The organism is Streptomyces sp. NPDC037100 (genome assembly GCF_055606225.1).
Genome location: NZ_JBVJSX010000024.1, coordinates 17,465 through 33,205 on the forward strand (window position 1 = coordinate 17,465; position 15,741 = coordinate 33,205).

At 72.4% G+C, this 15,741-nt stretch carries 14 protein-coding genes; 6 read left to right on the forward strand and 8 right to left on the reverse strand.

The genetic code is table 11. The features are described from left to right. Positions 1–36 precede the first annotated feature (36 nt). Genes ACZ7EG_RS39395 through ACZ7EG_RS39405 form a run of 3 tightly spaced genes read right to left on the reverse strand, consistent with a single transcriptional unit; the run spans position 37 to position 5,605 of the window. Positions 37–1,476 (reverse strand): NAD-dependent succinate-semialdehyde dehydrogenase, encoded by a 1,440-nt coding sequence (locus ACZ7EG_RS39395; RefSeq protein WP_471089645.1) that lies wholly within the window; start codon positions 1,474–1,476, stop codon positions 37–39. After that, entirely contained in the window at positions 1,473–4,340 is a 2,868-nt protein-coding gene (locus tag ACZ7EG_RS39400; protein WP_471089648.1) for an FAD-binding and (Fe-S)-binding domain-containing protein, read from the reverse strand. Before ACZ7EG_RS39400 ends, ACZ7EG_RS39395 begins: the two co-directional genes overlap by 4 nt. Continuing rightward, on the reverse strand, positions 4,337–5,605 hold the full coding sequence (locus ACZ7EG_RS39405; RefSeq protein WP_471089651.1) for an aspartate aminotransferase family protein: 1,269 nt from the start codon (positions 5,603–5,605) through the stop codon (positions 4,337–4,339). Before ACZ7EG_RS39405 ends, ACZ7EG_RS39400 begins: the two co-directional genes overlap by 4 nt. A gap of 212 nt (positions 5,606–5,817) precedes the next feature. Between ACZ7EG_RS39405 and ACZ7EG_RS39410 the strand changes: the two genes are divergently transcribed. The 4 genes from ACZ7EG_RS39410 (at position 5,818) to ACZ7EG_RS39425 (ending at position 9,912) form a co-directional block, all read left to right on the forward strand. Beyond that, positions 5,818–7,485 (forward strand): PucR family transcriptional regulator, encoded by a 1,668-nt coding sequence (locus ACZ7EG_RS39410; protein WP_471089654.1) that lies wholly within the window; start codon positions 5,818–5,820, stop codon positions 7,483–7,485. Between the two features lie 62 nt (positions 7,486–7,547). Beyond that, the gene (locus ACZ7EG_RS39415; RefSeq protein ID WP_471089657.1) at positions 7,548–8,153 is read left to right on the forward strand and encodes an RNA polymerase sigma factor; all 606 of its coding nucleotides are present in this window, start codon (positions 7,548–7,550) and stop codon (positions 8,151–8,153) included. Continuing rightward, entirely contained in the window at positions 8,150–8,671 is a 522-nt protein-coding gene (locus ACZ7EG_RS39420) for a hypothetical protein (RefSeq protein ID WP_471089660.1), read from the forward strand. Before ACZ7EG_RS39415 ends, ACZ7EG_RS39420 begins: the two co-directional genes overlap by 4 nt. Continuing rightward, positions 8,668–9,912 (forward strand): acyltransferase family protein, encoded by a 1,245-nt coding sequence (locus tag ACZ7EG_RS39425; RefSeq protein ID WP_471089663.1) that lies wholly within the window; start codon positions 8,668–8,670, stop codon positions 9,910–9,912. Before ACZ7EG_RS39420 ends, ACZ7EG_RS39425 begins: the two co-directional genes overlap by 4 nt. Here ACZ7EG_RS39425 and paaE read toward each other — a convergent pair. From paaE to paaA, 5 genes are read right to left on the reverse strand one after another with little or no spacing between them, the layout of a single operon-like run. Beyond that, complete coding sequence (gene paaE / locus ACZ7EG_RS39430) at positions 9,849–10,964, reverse strand: 1,2-phenylacetyl-CoA epoxidase subunit PaaE (protein ID WP_471089666.1); 1,116 nt, start codon at positions 10,962–10,964, stop codon at positions 9,849–9,851. The two genes, ACZ7EG_RS39425 and paaE, sit on opposite strands and share 64 nt — an antisense overlap. Next, entirely contained in the window at positions 10,964–11,479 is a 516-nt protein-coding gene (gene paaD / locus ACZ7EG_RS39435; protein WP_471089669.1) for a 1,2-phenylacetyl-CoA epoxidase subunit PaaD, read from the reverse strand. The genes paaE and paaD overlap by 1 nt, the downstream gene beginning before the upstream one ends. Next, a complete protein-coding gene (paaC, locus tag ACZ7EG_RS39440; protein WP_471089672.1) occupies positions 11,473–12,300 on the reverse strand; it encodes a 1,2-phenylacetyl-CoA epoxidase subunit PaaC in 828 nt (275 codons plus the stop codon). Before paaC ends, paaD begins: the two co-directional genes overlap by 7 nt. A gap of 10 nt (positions 12,301–12,310) precedes the next feature. Further along, positions 12,311–12,604 carry a 1,2-phenylacetyl-CoA epoxidase subunit PaaB gene (gene paaB / locus ACZ7EG_RS39445; protein ID WP_283968961.1) on the reverse strand — a complete coding sequence of 98 codons (294 nt, stop codon included), beginning with the start codon at positions 12,602–12,604 and terminating at the stop codon, positions 12,311–12,313. Continuing rightward, on the reverse strand, positions 12,601–13,587 hold the full coding sequence (gene paaA, locus ACZ7EG_RS39450; protein ID WP_471089676.1) for a 1,2-phenylacetyl-CoA epoxidase subunit PaaA: 987 nt from the start codon (positions 13,585–13,587) through the stop codon (positions 12,601–12,603). Before paaA ends, paaB begins: the two co-directional genes overlap by 4 nt. Positions 13,588–13,801: 214 nt before the next feature. On the opposite strand from paaA, the gene paaI reads away from it, so the two are divergent. Further along, positions 13,802–14,191, forward strand: a complete 390-nt coding sequence (gene paaI / locus ACZ7EG_RS39455; protein WP_471089682.1) for a hydroxyphenylacetyl-CoA thioesterase PaaI — start codon at positions 13,802–13,804, stop codon at positions 14,189–14,191. Beyond that, positions 14,188–15,543, forward strand: coding sequence for a phenylacetate--CoA ligase PaaK (gene paaK / locus ACZ7EG_RS39460; protein ID WP_471089679.1), 1,356 nt, complete (start codon positions 14,188–14,190; stop codon positions 15,541–15,543). Before paaI ends, paaK begins: the two co-directional genes overlap by 4 nt. Positions 15,544–15,741 lie beyond the last annotated feature (198 nt).

A 15,741-nucleotide genomic window follows, 5' to 3' on the forward strand; every position in this document is an offset into this window, starting at 1 on the left:
CACCGCGACCGCCTCGTCGCCGCGCGGATCCCGCCGTCATCGCACGGGCACCGCCAGGTACTGGTACTCCAGGAACTCGTCGATCCCGACGCGGCCGCCTTCACGCCCGAGCCCGGACTGCTTGACCCCGCCGAACGGAGCCGCCGGGTTGGAGACGAGACCGGTGTTCAGGCCCACCATGCCCACCTCCAGTCCTTCGCTGACGCGCAGCCCGCGGTCCAGTCCCTGGGTGAAGACGTAGCCGACGAGGCCCCAGGGCGTGTCGTTGGCGCGGCGCAGCACCTCGTCCTCGTCGTCGAAGGTGAGGATCGCGGCGACCGGGCCGAAGATCTCCGTGTCCATCAGACGGCTGCCGGGGTCGACGCCGGCCAGCACGGTCGGCGGGTAGAAGTGGCCGGGCCCTTCCAGCGTGCGACCGCCCACGAGCACCTCGGCGCCCCGCTCCACAGCGTCGGCGACGAGCTCCTCCACCTTCGCGCGTCCGGCGGCGTCGATCAGCGGGCCGACGTCCACGCCGTTGCGGGTCCCGGGCCCCACCACGAGGGCGCCCATCCGCTCGGCGAGCCGCCGCCCGAACTCGTCGGCCACCGACCGGTGCACGAAGAACCGGTTCGCCGCCGTGCAGGCCTCGCCCATGTTGCGCATCTTGGCGACCATCGCCGCGTCCACGGCCACATCAAGGTCGGCGTCGTCGAAAACGATGAAGGGTGCGTTGCCGCCCAGCTCCATCGAGGCGCGCACGACAGTGTCGGCGCACTGCGCGAGCAGCAGCCGGCCGACGGCGGTCGAGCCGGTGAAGGACAGCTTGCGGATCCGGCCGCCGCGCAGCAGCGGCTCGCAGACCTCGCCGGCGCGGGAGGTGGTGACGACGTTCAGCACGCCGTCCGGCAGCCCCGCCTCCTTCAGGATCCCGGCCAGTGCCAGGCTGGACAGCGGGGTCTGCGGGGCGGGTTTGAGGATCATCGTGCAGCCGGCCGCGATCGCCGGGCCGATCTTGCGGGTCCCCATGGCCAGCGGGAAGTTCCACGGCGTGATCAGCAGGCAGGGCCCGACCGGTCGGCGGGAGAGCAGCATGCGGTTGCGGCCGTCGGGCAGGGTGCCGCAGCCACCGTCGACACGGACGGCCTCCTCGGAGAACCAGCGGAAGAACTCGGCGGCGTACGCCACCTCTCCCCTGGCCTCGGCGAGCGGCTTGCCCATCTCGGACGTCATCAGGTGGGCGAGCTCGTCGGTGCGCTCCAGGACGAGCTCGTAGGCACGGCGCAGGATCTCGCTGCGCGCCCGGGGTGCCGTACGGGCCCAGTCCTGCTGGGCCTGGACGGCGGCCTCCTCCGCGAGCCGGGCGTCCTTGGGACCGGCGTCGGCGACGTGGCAGAGGATCTCGCCGGTCGCGGGATCGTCGACGGGCATGGTGGCGCCGTCCGCGGCGTCCACCCATGCACCGCCGATGAACAACTGGGTCAGAACCTCGGTCATGTCGTCTCTCCTGGCTGGTCGGCGGCGGGGTCGAGGAGTTCGGCGAGGTGCACGGCGCGGATGTCGCGGTCGCCCGCGAGGTGGTCGATCTGGGTGGCGCAACTGAAGCCGTCGGCGACGACGGGCCGTCCGTCGAGGCGGTCGAGGCGGGGCTTCAGCGCCAGGTCGGCGACGGCCATCGAGGTGTCGTAGTGCTCCGCCTCGAAGCCGAAGTTGCCGGCCAGTCCGCAGCAGCCCTCGGCCTCGTCGACTCCGCGTACGCCCAGGCGGCGCAGCAGGTCGGCCGGGCGGCGGCCCTTGAAGGTGGCGTACTCGTGGCAGTGGGTCTGCAGCACGACCTTCTCGGGGAGGGGCGGTGGGGTCCAGCCCTGGTCGGCGAGGTCGGTCAGTGCCCCGGTGAAGGTCCGCACGCGACCGGCCACGCGCCGGGCGGCCTCGGTGCCGAGAAGTTCGGGTACGTCGCGTTTGAGGGCGGCGGCGCAGCTCGGTTCGGCCACGACGACGGGCCGGTCGTCGCCGTTGTCGAGTGCGGCGACGGTACGGGCCATGACCTTGCGGGCCGTGTCCAGTTGGCCGGTGCTGACCCAGGTCAGTCCGCAGCACAGGCCGTCCTGGGGTGTGCAGGGAATGCCGGCGTCGGCGAGCACCCGGCTCGCCGCTCCCACGACCTGGGGGCGGAAGGCGCGGGTGAAGCTGTCGACGAAGAGGATCGCCTTGGCGCGCCCTGAGGGCTTCGCCGCGCGCAGGGTCCTGCGCAGGGCGCGGCGGGAGGCGAAGGCGGGGATCCTGCGCTTGGTGGTCACCCCGCCCAGCCGGGCCAGCAGTGTGCCGATCGGGCCGCGCAGCAGCAGGTTGACGGGGCGGGCGGCGTACCCGGCCAGGGCCGAGGTCAGGGGCAGCCAGCCCAGGGAGTAGTGGGAGCGGGGCCGGATCCTGCCTTGGTAGTGCTGGTGGAGGAACTCGGCCTTGTAGGTGGCCATGTCGACACCGACCGGGCAGTCGCTGGAGCAGGCCTTGCAGGACAGGCACAGATCGAGGGCGTCCTTGACCTCGGTCGAGCGCCATCCGTCCTGGACGGTTTCGCCGCGGACCATTTCCTGGAGCATGCGGGCCCGGCCGCGGGTGGAGGCGTTCTCCTCGCCGGTGGCCCGGTAGCTGGGGCACATCACCCCACCCGCGTCACTGCGGCAGCGGCCGACACCGACGCAGCGGCGCACTGCTCCGGCGAAGCCGTCCGCGTCGTGCGGGAAGCCGAACGTCGTTTCCACGAGGGGAAGTTCGCGCAGCGCGAGATCGGCGTCCAGCGGTGCCGGATCGACGATCACGCCGGGGTTGAGCAGCCCGTCGGGGTCGAAGACCTGCTTGAAGGCGGCGAATGCGGCGATCATGCGGTGGCTGTACATCACCTCAAGCAATTCGCCGCGGGCCCGTCCGTCGCCGTGCTCACCGGACAGCGTGCCGCCGTGCTCGACGACCAGCGCGGCGGCCTCGGAGAGGAAGCGGCGCATCACGGTCCGGCCGTGGTCGGTGGCCATGTCGAAGTCGATCCGCACATGCACGCAGCCCGCGCCGAAGTGCCCGTACAGCACACCGGTCAGTTCGTGACCGGCGAGCAGCTTGCGGAAGTCGCGCAGGTAGGCGGCCAGGTTCTCGGGGGCGACGGCCGCGTCCTCCCAGCCGGGCCAGGACTCCCCGCCGTCGACGAGCCGGGCGGCCAGTCCGGCCCCGTCCTCACGCACCCGCCACAGCGAACGCCGCTCCCCCGGGGCTTCGACGACCCGGCCGGCGGTCAGCCGCCCCTGCTCCTTGAGCGCCTCCAGCAGCTCGGTGGCCCGGGCGTTCACGGCCGCCTGGTCCTCGCCCTCAAGCTCGACATACAGCCACGCCCGCCCCTCCGGCAGACCGGTCACGGAGTCGGGGCCGCGGCGGGCGCGCATGGTCGCGACGATCGCCTCGTCCATGCCCTCCACCGCGCTGGGCGCGAAGCGCAGGATCTCCGGCACGTCCTCGGCCGCCTCGACCACATCCTCATAGCCCAGCGTGAGGAGTGTGGATGCCTGTGCGGTCGCCACCAGGCGGACCGTCGCGGCGGTGACGACCGCACAGGTGCCTTCTGAGCCCACCAGTGCACGGGCCACATCGAATCCGTTCTCCGGCAGCAGATGCTGCAGCTGGTAGCCCGAGACCTGGCGCGGGATGCGGCCCAGTTCGGTCCGGATCAACGCCAGGTTCTCACCGACCAGGCGCTTGAGGTCGGCTTCCCGTCGGGCGACCGCCCCGGCATCGGCCGGGTCCACCGGATGCAGCCCTGCGTGATCGGCCACGGCCCGCACGCCGTCGGCCGTCACGATCTCCAGCGCCACGACATGCCCGCTGGTGCGCCCGTCGCGCACCGACCGGTTCCCGCACGCGTCGTTGCCGATCATCCCGCCCAGCGTGCACCGGCTGTGCGAGGACGGATCCGGGCCGAAATCCAGCCCGTGCAACGCGGTCGCGGAGCGCAGCGCGTCCAGGACGACCCCCGCCTCCACCCGCGCGGTGCGCGCCTCGACGTCGATGTCCAGGATCCGGTTCATGTACCGGGAGAAGTCCAGGACCACCCCCGGGCCGACGGCGTTGCCTGCCATGCTGGTGCCGCCGCCCCGGGCGGTGACCGGGATGCCCGCCTCACGGCAGGCCCGCAGCACCGCGACCACGTCGTCGGCGGTGCGCGGGAAGGCCACCGCCCGCGGCGGCACACGGTAGTTGGACGCGTCGTAGGCGTAGGGGCCGGTGGCCCCCGGGCCGGTCTCCACCCGCAGACCGGGCGCCAGCTCGGCGATTCGGGCCGTGAAACCCTTCAGGTCGCGGGTGGCGGTGGTCATCGCTCCGACGCTCCCGACGTACCGGCTTCGACGGCGTTCGCCCAGGCCCGGAGGCCCTCGTCGACGCCGGTCTCGTCGATCACGAGCGCCGGGATCATCCGGACGACCTGGTTCCAGGCGCCGCACAGCAGCAGGAGCAGGCCCTCGTCGATCGCGGCACGCTGGACGCGGGCGGCGGTCTCGGGGTCGGGGCTGCCGTCCTCGGTGACGAACTCGGTGGCGAGCATGAGGCCGAGGCCGCGGACATCACCGATGCCCGGGGTCCGGTCGGCCACGGCCTCCAGGCCCTGGCGCAGCCGCTTGCCCATCGCCTCGGCGTTCTCGACGAGCCTCTCGTCGCGCACGACGTCCAGGGTCGCGCAGGCGGCGGCGCAGGCGACGGCGTTGGCGCCGTACGTGCCGCCCTGCGAGCCCGGCCAGGCCTTCGCCATCAGTTCCTCGGAGGCGGCGATGCCGGAGATCGGGAAGCCGCTGGCCAGGCCCTTGGCGGTGACGAGGATGTCGGGCGTGACGCCGAAGTGGTCATGGCCCCAGAAGCGGCCGGTGCGGCCGACGCCGGTCTGCACCTCGTCGAGGATCAGCAGGAAGCCGTGCCGGTCCGCCCGCTCCCGCAGGCCTTCCAGGAAGGCGCGGTTCGCGGGGACGTAGCCGCCCTCACCGAGGACCGGCTCTACGATGATCGCTGCCGTGTCGGCGGGCGACGAGATCGTCTGGAGGGTGTAGTCGAGTTCCTTCAGCGCGAAGCGGGTGGCGGTCTCCTCGTCCCAGCCGTACCGGAAGGCGGTCGGGAACGGGGTGACGACCACGCCGCTCATCAGCGGCGAGAACCCGGACCGGAAGCGGATGCCGGAGGTGGTCATGGAGGCGGCGGCGACCGTACGGCCGTGGAAGCCGCCGTGGCAGACGATGACGTTCGGCCGGCCGGTGGCCTGGCGGGCCAGCCGCAGCGCCGCCTCGACGGCCTCGCTGCCGGAGTTCGTGAAGAACAGGCTGTCCAGGCCGGCCGGCAGCACCTCGCCCAGCTTGTCGACCAGGCGGCGCAGCGGCTGGTGCATGACGGTCGTGTACTGGCCGTGGATGAGCGTGCCGACCTGCTCCTGCGCCGCCGCCACGACCTTGGGGTGGCAGTGCCCGGTGCTGGTGACGCCGATACCGGCGGTGAAGTCGAGGTAGCGGCGGCCGTCCTCACCGTAGAGGTGGACGCCCTCGCCCCGGGCGGCCACGACGGGCGTGGCCTGACGAAGGTGCGGCGACAGTGCGGTCATGGTGTCTCCCGGCCGTACGACGAGGTCTGGTGGCTTGGCTCAGCTCCGGTACCCGAGCATCCGAGCCGTCGCGAAACGGGACAACGCGTGATCTGTCCAGCCGGAACCCGTTGTTCGGACGATGTGTCAACCGCCGAACCCCCCGGGCACCGCCCGTCCCTCCTGTGGACAGCTCTTGCGCAGGTCAGTGCCGCTTGTCAGAGTGACCGGGCATGCAGGGAGGCACCGTGAACGCTCACCCCCCGGCGGCCGGGGCGGGCCCGGCCCCGGCCGGCCGTGCGCCGACCCTCGCCGACGTCCTGGCCCTGCCGGTCCTGGCGGCCGGGCAGCCCCAGGTCGTCACGGGGCTGGACCGGCTGGACCGGCCGGTGCGCTGGGTGCACATCACCGAGCTGACGGACCCCGCCTCCTTCCTCAAGGGGGGCGAGCTGGTCCTGACCACGGGCATGCCCCTGCCCGAGGACGCCGCGGGGGTGCGCCGGTACGTCGAGGAACTCACCGAGGTGGGGGCGGCCGCCCTGGTCATCGAACTCGTACGGCGTTACCACCGGCCGCCCGACGCCCTCGTGCAGGCCTGCCGGGCCCGGGGGCTCCCCCTGGTCACCCTGGCCCGCGACGTCAACTTCCTCGAGGTCACGCAGGTCGTGCACGCCCTGATCCTCGGCAACCAGGCCGAGGCGATGCGGCGCACCCAGCGGATCCACGAGGCGTTCACGGCCCTGACGTTGCGCGGGGCGGGGCCACAGGACGTGGTGCGCGCGGCGGCGGAGATGAGCGGCCGGACGGTGGTGCTGGAGAACCTGGTGCACCAGGCGCTGATCTGCGAGCCCTCGGGGAGCACGGTGGAGGAGGCGCTCGGGGACTGGGAGCGGCGCTCGCGGGCGACGGAGCCCGGCGACCACACCGAGGTGGGCGGCCCGGAGGCCTGGCTCACCACGCCCGTGTCCTACCAGGGCGAACGCTGGGGGCGGCTGGCCATGCTGCCCGCCGACGGGCCGGTCCTCGGGCCGGAACACATCACCGTCCTGGAGCGGACGGCGATGGCCCTGACCGTGGCCCGGCTCATCCACTCCACGCCGTGGGAGCGCACGGCCCACCGCAATGCCCTGCGGGAGCTGGCGGAGCAGCGCCACCACTCCGCCGCGGACGTCCGGGCCCGCTGTGCCGCGCTGGGCCTGCCCACGGAAGCCGGTGTATTCCTGGCGATCCTCGTGGACCCGGGGCCCGGCGGGGAGGGCGGCACCGAGCCGGAGACCCGGCTGCACGGGGAGCTGAGGTCCGCCGGCGTCCCGGCCCTGGTCGGCGAACTCTCCGGCGGCCGCCTCGGCGTCCTGCTGGCGTTGCGCCCGGCCCAGCCCTGGCGGCCCGTGGCCGAACGGCTGAGCCGCACCGCGCTGGCCCTGGCCCCGTCGGCGATCGTCGGTGTCGGCTCGGAGGTGGCTGATCTCGCCGACACCGCACGCTCCTTCCGGGAGGCGGCCCGGGTCATAGAGGCCACCCCGCCCGGCCAGGCCCCGCCCACGGACCGTTCCTTCCACGAGCTGCCGGACATCGACCTGCGCCGGCTGCTGTACGCGCTGCGCGAGGACACCAGGATCCAGGACTACACCGAACGCCGGCTGGGCCGGCTCATCGACCACGACACCCGGCACGGCACCGATCTGCTGACGACCCTGGGCCACTACCTCGACGCGGCCGGCAACAAGACCACGGCGGCGCGTCGCGGCGGCCTGTCCAGGGAGACCATGTACCAGCGCCTGCGCACCATCGAACGCCTCCTCGAGTCCGACCTGGAATCCGGCGAACGCCGCACCGAACTCCATGTGGCCCTGACGGCGTTGCGGGTCCTTCGCGCCGACCGGGCCCCACGCCTCCTGTAACGCTTTGCGCGTCCCGTTCCAAGAACAAGTGACAGGCACCTGTCGACGAGAAGGGGACATTCGTGGACGACGCGGAACGGTTACGGAGTGGGCCCGCTGCGGCAGTCGGCGACCCGCGGCTCTTCGAGGAGTTCTACCGGCGTCACGTCGACGCGGTGCTGCGCTTCGTGGCCCGCCGGGTGGACGACCCGCACACGGCGGCCGACCTGACGGCCGAGATCTTCCTCGCCGTCCTGGACTCGGCCCCCTCCTTCCGGCCGCACCTCGGCAGCGAGACGGCCTGGCTGTACGGCATCGCCCGCAACGTCGTGTCGTCGGAGCGGCGCCGGGTGGCCCGGGAGACCGAACGCGACCTGCGCATCTCCGGGCGGCGGTTGCTGGAGCCCGACGACATCGCCCGCATCGAGGACAAGCTCGACGCGGAGAGCCCCGGGCGGCGTGTCCTTGCCGCGCTGGCGCGGCTCCCTGAGGGCGAGCGGGCCGTCATGGAACTGATCGCGGTCGACCAGCTCACGGTCACCGAGGCCGCGGCCGCACTGGGCATCCGCCAGGTCACGGCCCGGGTCCGGCTGCACCGGGCGCGCAAGGCCCTGCGCGAGGAGACGGGGTGCCGCACCGCTCAGGCGGCGGAGGCATCGCTGGTGTACGTGGCAAGGGGGGAAGCATGAGCACGAGGACGACGTTCGAGGACCGGCTGCTCGGTGAGCTGAAGAAGGAGATCGAGCTGCGCGGGGCCGGAGCGGACACGGGCAGGGCGACGGCTTCCGTGCGCCGCCGGCTCGCCCCGCGCCGGATCGCCGTGCTGGTGGCGGCCTGTGCTGCCGCGTGGACCACCACGGTGGTGGTGCCCGGTTCGCCCGCCGACTCCAGCGCGTTCGCGGTGGAGCGCCACGACAACGGCAGTGTCGAACTCACCGTCAAGAAGGGCTTCGGCATCGACGACCAGCTGGAACTCGCGGAGCGCGTGCGGCCGTGGGGCATCCGGGTGGATGTGGTCGCTCCCGAAGACGTGTGCAGCTCGTGGGGCATCCCCCGTGCCATGGTTCTCACCGCCGAGGGCGACCCCATCCGCGCCTGGCCTGTCACCCTGCGCCGCGGCAGCACGCTGGTGATCGAGAACTCCTGGGGCGAGCCGGTGCCCAGGGACGAGATCGAGCGCTACGAGGTCAAGCCCTGCCATCGGTGAGCCCGCGGCTGGGCTGGCTCGACGCGCTGCGCGGACTCGCCGCACTCGTCGTGGTGTTCGACCACTCGTCGCACACCTTCATGCCGGACTTCCGGGCGGAGCTGATGCCGCAGTTCAACACCAGCCGCTACGGCATCATGGTGTTCTTCCTGGTCAGCGGGTACATCATCCCGGCATCGCTGGAACGCCGGGGCTGTGTGCGGACGTTCTGGATCGGCCGGGTCTTCCGGGTGTACCCGCTGTGGGCGGTCGTCGTCGCGGTCCTGCTCGCGGTCGACCTCCTGGGTCTCGCGGAGCTGCGGGACTTCGGTTCGCAGAGTACGGTCGCCGCGGCCGTCGCACACGTCACCATGCTCCAGGAGCTGCTGGGGACGCCCAATGCCCTGCTCGTCCTCTGGACGCTCTCGTACGAGATGTGCTTCTACCTGCTGGTCGTCGCGCTCTTCACGGTCCGGCTGCATCAGCGGTCCTCGGCCGTCGCGGTCGTCCTGGCGGTCCTCGCGGGAGTGAGCGCGGCGGCGGGTGCCGTGCTGCCGGTTTCCGCGCTGTCCGGCCTGGTCGGCACCGGCCCGCTGATCGCCTTCGCCTCGGTCGCCATGGGTGTGGCCCTCTGCTGTGCGAGCTCCGGCTCACCCGTGCCGCGGATGCTGGGGGGTGCGCTGGGCGGGGCGCTGGGGCTGGTGCTCATCGCGTTCAACGGCACGGTCGCGTTGTGGGAGGGCCTGGTGATCCTCGCCGTCATGTTCCTCGGCACGGCGGTCCATCGTGCGGAGCGGGGGCAGAGCACCTGGCGTCGCACGGGAGGCACCGCCGTCCTGGTGGTCGCCTGTGCCGTGGGAAGTGCCTACCGGTACGGCGACGGCCACCACTTCACACGGCGCGGCTGGATCGCGGCGTTCCTGCTGGCCGTGCTCACCTTCGCCGCCGGATGGGCGTGGCGCGACCGGCGCGTACCGCGGCCGCTGACCGGCCTGGGAGCGATCAGCTACTCGGTGTACCTGGTGCATCCGGTGCTGCTTGCGGTGATCGACGGCACCGCCGGACGCAGGCACGACGACAACGCCGTGCTCGAAGTGGCTTTCTTCGCCGTCCTGTTGCCCCTGTGCGCACTGACCCACCGCCACGTGGAAGCGCCGGGCCGGGCCTGGGGCCGCAGGCTGGCCCACCGCTCGGCGGATCAGGTGTCGAAGTCCACCGTCAGTTCCTCCGACACCGGGAACGACTGGCAGGTGAGGACGTAACCCGCGTCGACCTCGGACGGTTCGAGGGCGAAGTTGCGGCGCATGTCGGCCTTGCCGTCGGTGATCTGGGCCCGGCAGGTGCCGCAGACACCGCCCTTGCAGGCGAACGGCAGGTCGGGCCGGTTCTGTTGGGCCCCTTCCAGGATGGTGCGGTCGCGGGGCAGTGGGGACGTGGTGGAGCGGCCGTCGAGGGTGAGGGTGACCTGGCTGACCGGGCCGGAGGGGCCGGTCTCGGTGTGCCGGACCTCGCGGACGGGCTCGTCGTCGGCGTAGAACAGCTCCTGGTGGACGCGGTCGGCGGGGACGCCGAGGCCGGTCAGGACCTGCTGGGCGGCGCGGACCATGCCGTGCGGGCCGCACAGCCACCAGTGGTCGGCCGACTCCACGTCGACCAGGGCGTCGACGAGGGCGGACAGCCGCTCGGCGTCGAGCCGGCCGGAAAGCACCTCGGCCTCGCGGGGCTCGCGGGAGAGGACGTGGGCGATCTGGAACCGCGCCGGGTAGAGGTCCTTCAGGTCGGCGAGTTCGTCGGCGAACATCACCGTGCCCGTGCGGCGGTTGCCGTAGAGCAGGGTGACGCGCGAGCGGGGGTCGGCGGCCAGGACGGACTCGGCGATGGACACCATGGGCGTGATGCCGGAGCCGGCCGCGATCAGGACGTGGTGGCCGTGAGCGGTGAGGTCGGGGGTGAAGGCACCGGTGGGCGCCATGACCTCGACGGTGTCGCCGGGGCGGACGTCGTGCACCAGCCAGGAGGAGAACAGGCCGCCCGGCACCACCCGGACGCCGATCCGCGGTGCTGTGCCGGCGGGCGCGCAGATCGAGTACGAGCGGCGCTCGTCGCGGCCGTCGATGTCACGGCGCAGGGTGAGCGACTGTCCGGGCGCGAAGGTGAAGTCCTCGGCCAGCTCGGCCGGGATGTCGAAGCTGACGGCTGCCGCGTCCTCGCACAGCGGCTGCACGGCGGCGACCCGCAGGGGGTGGAAGACCGGACGTCGGCGGGCACGCGGGCGTACCGCCGGGGCGGGGGCCGGCTCCATCAGGTCCTCCATCAGATCTCCTTGACGTACTCGAACGGCTCGCGGCAGGCGAGGCAGCGCCACAGGGACTTGCAGGACGTGGCGCCGAAGCGGGAGGTCTCCTCGGTGTCGGGGTGACCGCAGCGGGGGCAGGGCACCGAGCGGCGGGTCGGCGACAGCACGAGCGGGACGAGGCCGGCGGTGTGCCGCGGCGCTGCCCCGGGCGGGGCGATGCCGTGCTCGGCGAGCTTGCGCCGGCCGTCCGCGGTGATCCAGTCGGTGCTCCAGGGCGGGTCGAGGACCGTGCGGATCTCCACGCGCGCGTACCCCGCCTCGCGCAGCCGGGCGGCCACGCCCGCGCGCATCTCGGCCATCGCCGGGCAGCCCGAGTAGGTCGGGGTCAGGCTCGCGACGACAGTGCCGTCCCGGGCCAGGGTCACCTCGCGCAGCACGCCGAGATCGGCCAGGGTGAGCATGGGCAGTTCGGGGTCGGGCACCTGCTCGGCGATGCGCCGTGCCCGTCGCGCGTCCAGGAGTGCCGTCACCATGTCGCCTCCGGGTGGGCGCGGGCCACGCCCTGCAACTCGGCCAGCAGCGGGGCGAGATGCTCGGTGTGGTCCCCGGTGCGGCCCGAGCCGGGCAGGGGGCGGTAGACGGGCATGGGCAGCCCGGCCGCCTCGGTGACCTGGCGGAGGACCGCGACGACCTCGTCCCGGACGTCGTACGCCGTGAACAGCTCGCCCAGGTAGGGGGCCACCTGCTCCTGTGCCCTGCGCATCCGGCGGTGTGATTCCTCGGTGCCGTCGCCGAGGCGCACGGCCCACTCGGCCGCGTACTGGCGGTGGTAGGCCAGTTCCTTGACGCCCTTGGCGGCGATCGCCGCGAGCACCGGGTCACCGTGTGCGGTGAGCCGCTCGAAGTGCGCGAGGCGCCAGGTGGCGAACACCAGCAGCCGGACGATGGAGAACGCGAAGTCGCCGTTGGGGAGTTCGGCCAGGCGTACGTTGCGGAAGTCGCCGGCGTCGCGGAAGTAGGCGTAGGCGTCCTCGTCGCGGCCGGTGCCGTCGGCCTGGCCCGCGCGGGAGTAGAGCAGGCGGGCCTGGCCGAGCAGGTCGAGCCCGATGTTGGCCAGCGCCACCTCCTCCTCCAGCTCGGGGGCGCGGGTGGTCCACTCGGCGAGCCGCTGGGCGCAGACCAGGGCGTCGTCGGCCAGGGTGACGCACAAGGCCGCCAGTTCACCGGCGTCCACCTCGTCCGGCACGGTGGTGTCCACACCGTGCAGGGGGTCCTCGAAGCCGGTGCCGTAGGCCCAGCGGGTGTCGTCGTCGTGTCCCTCGGCGAGGGTCATGTAGACGTGGTCGTCGCTCATGCCCTCTCCTTCAGATGTGGGGGACGTCGTCGGGGATGTCGTAGAAGGTCGGGTGCCGGTAGACCTTGTCGGCGCTGGGCTCGAAGAAGGGGTCCTTCTCGTCGCGGGTGGAGGCGGCGATGTGCTCGGAGCGCACGACCCAGATGCTCACGCCTTCGTTGCGCCGGGTGTACAGGTCGCGGGCGTGGGTAAGCGCCATGCGGTCGTCGGCGGCGTGCAGCGATCCCACGTGGACGTGGTTCAGCCCGCGCTTGCCGCGCACGAACACCTCGTACAGCGGCCAGTCCTGCCTGTCGGCGGTCATGCCACCGCTCCCTTCTCCGCGCGGGCGGCCTGCTTGGCGGCGTGGGCGGTGGCCGCCTCGCGCACCCAGGCGCCCTCCTCGTGGGCCGTGCGGCGCCGTTCCATCCGCTGGTCGTTGCACGGGCCGTCGCCCTTGATGACCCGCATCAGCTCGTCCCAGTCGGGCGTGCCGAAGTCGTGGTGGCCCCGCTCCTCGTTCCAGCGCAGCTCCGGGTCCGGGAGCGTCACGCCGAGCTTCTCGGCCTGGGGGACGGTCATGTCGACGAAGCGCCGGCGCAGTTCGTCGTTGCTGTGCCGCTTGATCTTCCAGGCCATGGACCGCGCGGAGTTGGGCGAGGCGTCGTCGGGCGGGCCGAACATCATCAGCGACGGCCACCACCAGCGGTTCACGGCGTCCTGCACCATCTCGCGCTGCTCCGGGGTGCCGCGCATCATCGTCATCAGCAGCTCGTAGCCCTGCCGCTGGTGGAAGGACTCCTCCTTGCAGATCCGCACCATGGCGCGCGCGTACGGCCCGTAGGAGGAGCGGCACAGCGGCACCTGGTTGCAGATCGCGGCGCCGTCCACGAACCAGCCGATCACCCCGACGTCCGCGAAGCTCAGCGTCGGGTAGTTGAAGATCGACGAGTACTTCTGGCGGCCCTCGATCAGCCGCTCGGTGAGGTCCGCGCGGTCGGCGCCCAGCGTCTCCGCCGCGGAGTACAGGTACAGCCCGTGCCCGGCCTCGTCCTGGACCTTGGCGAACAGAATGGCCTTGCGGCGCAGCGACGGCGCGCGGGTGATCCACTCGCCCTCCGGCTGCATGCCGATGATCTCCGAGTGCGCGTGCTGCGCGATCTGCCGGATCAGCGTCTTCCGGTACCCCTCCGGCATCCAGTCGCGCGGTTCGATCCGCTGGTCCCGCGCGATCGTCGCGTCGAAGTGCTGCTGGAGAGCCGGCTCGGCGCCGTCCGCCCCCGGGGGGCTGGAGTGTGTCGTGTCCATCCGTCCCACTTCCCAACCGACCATTCGTTCGGTCCATCGTAGGACACGCCGGCTCTCCTTGGTAAGACCCCTTGAGCAAGTCCTGGGCCCTTGACAGGCCTCGAGACGGCTGGATTACATGGCAACGCCAAGCTAACCGAATGTTCGGTCGGGCTATGAGGTGGTGCGAGAAGTGACCCATACCGCTGACGCGACGACGCCGCCCGCGGAGGCGATGTTCGCCGCGGACGACGCCTCCCGCGGGCTCGGGATCGAGCTGCTGGAGCAGGGTGAGGGGACCGCCGTGCTGCGGATGACCGTGACCCCGGCCATGGTGAACGGGCACGGGATCGCCCACGGCGGATACGTCTTCCTGCTCGCCGACAGCGCCTTCGCCTGCGCCTGCAACAGCCACGGCCCGGTGACCATGGCGGCCGGCGCGGACATCACCTTCGTCGCCCCGGCGCACCGGGGCGACGAACTCGTGGCGCGGGCCGAGGAACGAACCCGGTACGGGCGCAGCGGCCTCTACGACGTGACGGTCCGGCGGGGCGACGAGGTGGTCGCGGAGTTCCGGGGGCGCAGCCGGAGCGTCAGGAGCACGAGGCCGGAGGAGCCCGAATGACCGGCGAGACGACGGCCTCCCGGGCCCCTGAGCCGACGGGAGGGCGACGCGGCGAGCCCCTCCCCCACGACCTGCTCGACGACGGAGAGCGGCTGACCCGCGAGCGGCTGCGCGAGCTCCAGCTCGACCGTCTGCGCACGAGTCTGCGGCACGCCTACGACAACGTGGAGGCGTACCGGAAGAAGTTCGACGCGGCCGGGGTCTCCCCCGACGACTGCCGCTCGCTGGAGGACCTGGCCCGCTTCCCCTTCACCACGAAGGCCGACCTGCGGGACACCTACCCGTTCGGGATGTTCGCCGTCCCCATGGACCGGGTGCGGCGGGTGCACGCCTCCAGCGGCACCACCGGCCGCCCCACCGTGGTCGGCTACACGGAGAACGACCTGTCGACGTGGGCGGACCTCGTCGCCCGCTCGATCCGCGCCGCGGGCGGGCGTCCGGGCCACAAGGTGCACATCTCCTACGGCTACGGTCTGTTCACCGGCGGTCTCGGCGCGCACTACGGGGCGGAGCGTGCGGGGTGTCTGGTGATTCCGGCCTCCGGGGGCATGACCGCGCGCCAGGTGCAGATCATCCGGGACTTCCGGCCCGAGATCATCATGGTCACGCCGTCCTACATGCTCACGCTGCTCGACGAGTTCGAGCGGCAGGGCCTCGATCCGCGCGCGAGCGGTCTGCGGGTGGGCATCTTCGGTGCCGAACCGTGGACGGAGGAGATGCGCCGCGAGATCGAGGAGCGGACGGACATCCACGCCGTCGACATATACGGCCTGTCCGAGGTGATCGGTCCGGGTGTCGCCCAGGAGTGCGTGGAGACCAAGGACGGGCTGCACGTGTGGGAGGACCACTTCTACCCCGAGGTCGTCGACCCGGTCACGGGTGAGGTGCTGCCGGAGGGCGAGGAGGGCGAGCTGGTCTTCACATCCCTGACCAAGGAGGCCCTGCCGGTCGTCCGCTACCGCACCCGCGATCTGACCCAGCTGCTGCCCGGCACGGCCCGGCCGGCGTTCCGCCGCATCCAGAAGATCACCGGCCGCTGCGACGACATGATCATCCTGCGCGGGGTGAACGTCTTCCCCAGCCAGATCGAAGAGATCGTGCTGCGCACGGCCGGCGTCGCCCCGCACTTCCAGATCGAGCTGACCCGGCGCGGCCGCCTGGACCACATGGCCGTCCGTGTCGAGACCCGCCCGGGCACCGGCCCCGAGCAGCGCGAGGCCGCGGCCGGGACGATCGCCCAGGCCGTCAAGGACGGCATCGGCATCACCGCCGACGTGACGATCGTCGAACCGGAGACCCTGGAGCGTTCCGTCGGCAAGATCCGCCGGGTGAGGGACCTGCGCGAGGCGTGATCCGCTGGGGCCGCGGCGGCGCTCATGAGCAGCACGTCGCCTCGGCCACCGCACCAGGAGCGTCCGAGCCGGCGCAGCCGCCACCGCTCTCACGACCAGCACCTCGCCTCGGCCACCGCACCAGGAGCGTCCGAGCCGGCGCAGCCGCCACCGCTCTCACGACCAGCACCTCGCCTCGGCCACCGCACCAGGAGCGTC

Bases quoted from the DNA above. Each gene is read 5' to 3' on its own strand.
- paaA (WP_471089676.1), bottom strand. From the start codon at position 13,587: ATGGACACGACACACTCCAGCCCCCCGGGGGCGGACGGCGCCGAGCCG.
- ACZ7EG_RS39410 (WP_471089654.1), top strand. From the start codon at position 5,818: ATGCAGGGAGGCACCGTGAACGCTCACCCCCCGGCGGCCGGGGCGGGC.
- paaI (WP_471089682.1), top strand. From the start codon at position 13,802: ATGTTCGCCGCGGACGACGCCTCCCGCGGGCTCGGGATCGAGCTGCTG.
- paaB (WP_283968961.1), bottom strand. From the start codon at position 12,604: ATGACCGCCGACAGGCAGGACTGGCCGCTGTACGAGGTGTTCGTGCGC.
- ACZ7EG_RS39395 (WP_471089645.1), bottom strand. From the start codon at position 1,476: ATGACCGAGGTTCTGACCCAGTTGTTCATCGGCGGTGCATGGGTGGAC.
- ACZ7EG_RS39400 (WP_471089648.1), bottom strand. From the start codon at position 4,340: ATGACCACCGCCACCCGCGACCTGAAGGGTTTCACGGCCCGAATCGCC.
- paaD (WP_471089669.1), bottom strand. From the start codon at position 11,479: ATGGTGACGGCACTCCTGGACGCGCGACGGGCACGGCGCATCGCCGAG.
- paaK (WP_471089679.1), top strand. From the start codon at position 14,188: ATGACCGGCGAGACGACGGCCTCCCGGGCCCCTGAGCCGACGGGAGGG.
- ACZ7EG_RS39405 (WP_471089651.1), bottom strand. From the start codon at position 5,605: ATGACCGCACTGTCGCCGCACCTTCGTCAGGCCACGCCCGTCGTGGCC.
- ACZ7EG_RS39420 (WP_471089660.1), top strand. From the start codon at position 8,150: ATGAGCACGAGGACGACGTTCGAGGACCGGCTGCTCGGTGAGCTGAAG.
- paaE (WP_471089666.1), bottom strand. From the start codon at position 10,964: ATGGAGGACCTGATGGAGCCGGCCCCCGCCCCGGCGGTACGCCCGCGT.
- paaC (WP_471089672.1), bottom strand. From the start codon at position 12,300: ATGAGCGACGACCACGTCTACATGACCCTCGCCGAGGGACACGACGAC.